Source organism: Streptomyces sp. NPDC059398 (genome assembly GCF_042751845.1).
In the GTDB taxonomy this organism is placed as follows: domain Bacteria; phylum Actinomycetota; class Actinomycetes; order Streptomycetales; family Streptomycetaceae; genus Streptomyces.
Window position 1 is genome coordinate 1 of sequence record NZ_JBHYWP010000186.1, and the last position, 4,899, is coordinate 4,899.

The following is a 4,899-nucleotide window of genomic DNA, read 5'->3' on the forward strand; positions in this document are numbered from 1 at the left end:
TTTCCCTTTCCGGCGATTCCGACTCTATCAGATCCTTTCGGGCCTGACCCCCAGTCAGCGGGGTTTGCCATCCCGGCCGTTGGGCCGTTCCGACGAGTGAGACATTAGCGGATTCCTGGCTCCCGAGCTAATCGGGGTGCTGTTCTTTCGAACGTGGATTCCTCATTCCGCAAAAGCGCATGGGAATGACACGACTAGTCGTCGGTCGTTCGAATGGTTGGTGCGGAATGGCTGTCCGGGGACCGGCCTGGGCCGGGGCTCACGCCGGACAGCTCGGAGAACATTACGGAGCTGTCAACCCCGTGTCAAGCCGGTGCTGCCTCTCCCGCGCTCTGCGGTCCCGGAGCTACAGTGGGGCCCATGATGACGCGTGCGTACACCCTCCGGTGGCGGGCCGCCTGACGGCGGCCTGCATCTACGTGTGCGTTCAACGGCCGCCTCTCCGGCGGCCGTTCGTGTTTCTCCCTCCAGGAGTCGGCTACCGGTGACGGCGGCCCCTGTCGAGAGGTGGAGAAATGACGCGGATCTTCAGTGGGGTCAAGCCCACCGGGCACCTGACGCTCGGAAACTACCTGGGTGCCGTACGGCGCTGGGCCGAGGAGGAGCAGCACCGGGCCGAGGCGCTGTTCTGTGTGGTGGACCTGCACGCGCTGACCATGGAGCACGATCCGGCGCGGGTGCGGAGACTGAGCCGGCAGGCGGCGACGCTGCTGCTGGCGGCCGGGCTCGATCCCGAGCAGTGCACCGTCTTCGTACAGAGCCATGTGGACGAGCACGCCCGGCTCTCGTACCTGATGGAGTGCACCGCGACGGACGGTGAGATGCGGCGCATGATCCAGTACAAGGAGAAGAGTGCGCAGGCCCGCTCGTCCGGGGACAGTGTGCGGCTCTCGCTCCTGACCTATCCGGCGCTGATGGCCGCGGACATCCTGGCCTATTCGGCCGACGAGGTGCCGGTGGGTGAGGACCAGACCCAGCATGTCGAGCTGACCCGGGATCTGGCCGTGCGGTTCAACCAGCGGTACGGGCACACGTTCGTGGTGCCGAAGGCCACCGAGCCCGTGGTGGCCGCGCGGGTCATGGACCTTCAGGACCCCACGTCGAAGATGGGGAAGTCACAGGCGTCGGGTGCGGGGATCGTCTATCTGCTGGACGAGCCCGCCGTGGTCCACAAGAAGGTCATGCGGGCCGTGACCGACAGCGGGAGCGAGGTCGTCCACGACCGGGTCGCCAGTCCCGGGGTCGCCAACCTGCTGGAGGTGCTCGGGGCCTGTACGGGACAGGAGCCCGGGGTGCTCGCCGGGACGTACACCTCGTACGGGGCGCTGAAGAAGGACACGGCCGACGCGGTGGTGGAGCTGCTGCGGCCGGTCCAGGAGCGGCATGCGGCGCTGGTCGCCGATCCCGGGTATCTGGAGGAGGTCCTCAGGAGGGGCGCCGGGCGGGCGCGGGCGATGGCCCGGCCCACGGTCGATGCCGCATACCGGGCCGTGGGGCTGCTGGAGCCGTAGCCGCAGCCGTACCCCTGGGCCCGCCCGGATAACAACTAGCCGTTGCCGGAGGCCAGTTCGCGGCTGCGGTCGCGGGCTGCCTCCAGGGCGGCGATGAGCGCGGCCCGTACGCCATGGCTCTCCAGCTCGCGGATCGCGTTGATCGTGGTGCCTGCCGGGCTGGTGACCGCCTCGCGCAGTTTCACCGGGTGCTCACCGCTGTCCCTGAGCATCACGGCCGCGCCGATGGCCGCCTGCACGATGAGGTCGTGGGCCTGGGCGCGTGGCAGGCCGAGGAGGATGCCGGCGTCGGTCATGGCCTCGACCAGGAAATAGAAGTACGCGGGGCCGGAGCCGGAGAGTGCGGTGGCGGCGTCCTGCTGGCTCTCCGGGGCGCGGAGAGTCTTGCCGACTCCACCGAAGATCTCGTCGGCGTGGACGAGGTGCGCTTCCGTCGCATGGCTGCCGGGCGAGATGACGGACATGGCCTCATCGACCAGGGCCGGGGTGTTCGTCATGACCCTGACCACGGGCGTACCGGGTGCGAGGCGCTCCTCGAAGTAGGAGGTGGGGATGCCGGCGGCGCCGCTGATGACGAGGCGGTCCGCCGGGACGTGGGGGGTGAGCTCGTCGAGGAGCTTGCCCATGTCCTGCGGCTTCACCGTGAGGATGAGGATGTCGGCGCGTTCGGCGGCCTCCTGGTTGCTGACCGGTTCCACGCCGTAGCGGGTGCGGAGCTTCTCCGCCCGCTCGGGGCGGCGGGTGGTGACGAGGAGGTTGGCCGGGGGCCAGCCCGCGCGGAGCATTCCGCTCAGGAGGGCTTCGCCGATCTTGCCTGTGCCGAGGACTGCGACTGTCTGGGCCATGGCTCTGTTCACCTCGCCGGTCGGGGCTTCTGTCCGTTCTTCTCTCGGGGTCATCCTTGCATCGGGCGTGGTGGGGGCGGTGTGGGTGTCCGACCGGTGGTACGGGGTGAAAGCGGTGACGGGTGGCCGGGTGCTGCTTCAGCGGGTTGCTACGCAGAGGTCGACCAGGTACGCCTCACGGACCACGCCTCCGGGGAAGATCTCGCTGAGAACGGCGCGCTCCTGGTCGACGAACTCCCTGGTGGCCTCCTCCCCCGCGACCAGGAAGACGGAGTGGCTGGCCAGATTGGCGAGGTGGGTGTCGAGCGAGACCTCGCGGGTCCAGGGGACCGTGCGGTCGGTGAAGCCGAGGCCGCCGGTCTCCAGCGTCCGCTCGGCCGTGCCGTGTGCGCCGAGCACGATGTCGGAGCTGCCGAAGAAGCTCTGGATCCGAGCGCCCTGGTCGGCGATCCACTCGACCCCGTGGTCCGAGACGTTCCACCAGAGGGCGAGCGCGCCGCCGGGGCGCAGGACACGCATCGCCTCGGGTGCCGAGCGGGCCGGGTCGGTCCAGTGCCAGGCCTGGGCGTACGTGATGAAGTCCGCCGAGGCGTCGGCGAGCGGGAGGTTGTTCCCGTCACCGCGCACGATCGGTACGCCGGGCAGGGTGCGGCGGAACTGTTCCGTCATGCCGTCGCCCGGCTCGACCGCGACGATCCGGGCGCCGCGCTCGTGGAGGAGGGCGGTGGCTATACCGGTGCCGGCTCCGACGTCGGCGACCCTGGCCCCCGCCAGGGGGCGTCCGGCCAGCTCCTCCACGGCGTCGAGGAGCGCGGGCGGGTAGGACGGGCGGTTGGCCGCATAGGCGGCTGCGGCCGCGTTGAAGGAGTGGGCGCGCGAGATCGTTGTCATACCGGCAATTCTGCCCACGCATCGGGGACTTCGGCCACAGGTCCGGGGCGTCTACCGACCTTGGTGTGCGTCAGCTGATCGGGCTGCCCGGGTGGGTGCGGGGACTGCCCGGGGGTGCGGCGGCTGTTCGTGCGGGGGCGTCAACCGCGCGGGGCCTGGTCCGCGGGCTTGCGTACTGCCGTGAGGTTGATGACGTACTCCTCTCGCACCCTGCCCTCCGGGAAGATCCGCAGCAGCTCCGCCCGTTCGTCGGCCAGTGCCGGGGCCGCCTTGCTCTCCGGTGCGGCTGCCACGTACGAACGGCTGCCCAGCTGGGCGATGTGCGTGTCGATGTCCACCTCGCGGGACCACTGGAGCCTGCGGAAGGCCGGGGTGAGGCCGTCGTACAGGGTCTTGATGATCACCGGGGCTCCGGGGGCCGCTCCGTAGCGGTAGTACTCGGGCAGGCGTCTCTTCAGCCGGGTCTCCTGGTCCGCGGCCCAGCGGACGGACGGGTCCGGAACGTTCCACCAGAGGGCCAGTACTCCGCGCGGCTTCAGGACCCGCAGGGCCTCGGGCACCGAGCGGGTCGGTTCCGTCCAGTGCCAGGCCTGGGCGTACGTCACGAAGTCGGCGCAGTCCGATGCGAGCGGGAGTGCGTCGCCCACGCCCCGTACCAGCGGGATGTCGGGGAGTGCGGAACGCAGCTGCGCGGCCATGCCGGGGCCCGGTTCAACCGCCACCACTTCGGCGCCGCGGTCCCGCAGCAGTCCGGTGGCGATGCCGGTGCCTGCGCCGACGTCCACCACGTACGCGCCCTTGAGCGAGCGGTGCGCCATCGCTTCCACCGCGTCGAAGAGCGCGGGCGGGTATCCGGGGCGTGCTGCGGCGTACTGGGCGGCCACTTGGTCCGAGGACAGCGCGAGTTCCGTCATGCCTGACATCTTCGTGGCGGACGGTCCCGGGGAACAGAGGCGGGAACGGGGGCCTGACGCCGGAGTTCCGAGATGGATACGGATACGGATACGGAGCCGGGGGCGGGCCGGGACGCCGCTCAGCCGCGCCTGGTCTTCGGCTTTCCGCGGCGGGCGGCCGGGTTTCCGGTGCGGGCGCCCCGGCGCTTCTCGTACGCGGCGGCGGCCGTCTCGTACTCGGTACGCCGCAGCTGTTCGCCGGGCGCCTCGGTGAGGGAGCGGATGAAGTAAGCGAGGAGCGAGCCGATGAAGCCGATCGCCTTGAGGCTGCGCAGGGACTCCTCGCGGGCCGGGTCGGCGGGGCGGCGCCGGAAGCCGTCCCAGGTGCGGGCGAAGGCGACGGCGCTGCAGACGGCGAAGACGGCCACGAAGAGGACGGAGGCGAAGCTGCCGATGTCGGCGGTCCGCACGCCCTGGTAGGCGAGCCGCATCACGAAGCAGGCGGCGACCGTCGTGACCAGGGCGCCGGCCGAGACCGCGGCGCGCCGCATCCCGTATCCGCCGTCGTGGCCGACCCAGGTCGTACCGAAGAAACGGATGGTCTCGGGCTGCGGCCCGCCGGGCGTACGCTCCTGGCCGCTCCCGCCGCTCCGGCTGGTCCCGGGGCGGCCCGGGGGCGCGGGCGGCGGGGGCCCCGCGGCCCCGGCGGCGTGGGGGGGCTGGGGCCTGGGCCTGGGGGCAATCGACCAACGACTCGTC

5 protein-coding genes are annotated in these 4,899 nt (G+C 71.0%); 1 reads left to right on the plus strand and 4 read right to left on the minus strand.

The genetic code is table 11. From position 1 onward, the window contains the following. Positions 1-515 precede the first annotated feature (515 nt). On the plus strand, positions 516-1,511 hold the full coding sequence (gene trpS / locus ACFXBC_RS34695) for a tryptophan--tRNA ligase (protein WP_385033977.1): 996 nt from the start codon (positions 516-518) through the stop codon (positions 1,509-1,511). Positions 1,512-1,546: 35 nt separating this feature from the next. On the opposite strand, the gene proC is transcribed toward trpS, so the two are convergent. From proC to ACFXBC_RS34715, 4 genes are all read right to left on the minus strand, one after another. Beyond that, positions 1,547-2,356, minus strand: coding sequence for a pyrroline-5-carboxylate reductase (gene proC, locus ACFXBC_RS34700; RefSeq protein ID WP_385033980.1), 810 nt, complete (start codon positions 2,354-2,356; stop codon positions 1,547-1,549). A gap of 138 nt (positions 2,357-2,494) precedes the next feature. Continuing rightward, on the minus strand, positions 2,495-3,247 hold the full coding sequence (locus tag ACFXBC_RS34705) for a class I SAM-dependent methyltransferase (RefSeq protein ID WP_385033983.1): 753 nt from the start codon (positions 3,245-3,247) through the stop codon (positions 2,495-2,497). A 140-nt stretch (positions 3,248-3,387) separates the two neighbouring features. Further along, the gene (locus ACFXBC_RS34710) at positions 3,388-4,161 is read right to left on the minus strand and encodes a class I SAM-dependent methyltransferase (protein ID WP_385033986.1); all 774 of its coding nucleotides are present in this window, start codon (positions 4,159-4,161) and stop codon (positions 3,388-3,390) included. A 119-nt stretch (positions 4,162-4,280) separates the two neighbouring features. Next, positions 4,281-4,739, minus strand: a complete 459-nt coding sequence (locus tag ACFXBC_RS34715; protein ID WP_385033989.1) for a hypothetical protein — start codon at positions 4,737-4,739, stop codon at positions 4,281-4,283. Between the last annotated feature and the right edge of the window lie 160 nt (positions 4,740-4,899).

Excerpts from the sequence above, each read along its gene's own strand:
- trpS (WP_385033977.1), top strand. The coding sequence starts at position 516 with ATGACGCGGATCTTCAGTGGGGTCAAGCCCACCGGGCACCTGACGCTC.
- proC (WP_385033980.1), bottom strand. The coding sequence starts at position 2,356 with ATGGCCCAGACAGTCGCAGTCCTCGGCACAGGCAAGATCGGCGAAGCC.
- ACFXBC_RS34705 (WP_385033983.1), bottom strand. The coding sequence starts at position 3,247 with ATGACAACGATCTCGCGCGCCCACTCCTTCAACGCGGCCGCAGCCGCC.
- ACFXBC_RS34710 (WP_385033986.1), bottom strand. The coding sequence starts at position 4,161 with ATGACGGAACTCGCGCTGTCCTCGGACCAAGTGGCCGCCCAGTACGCC.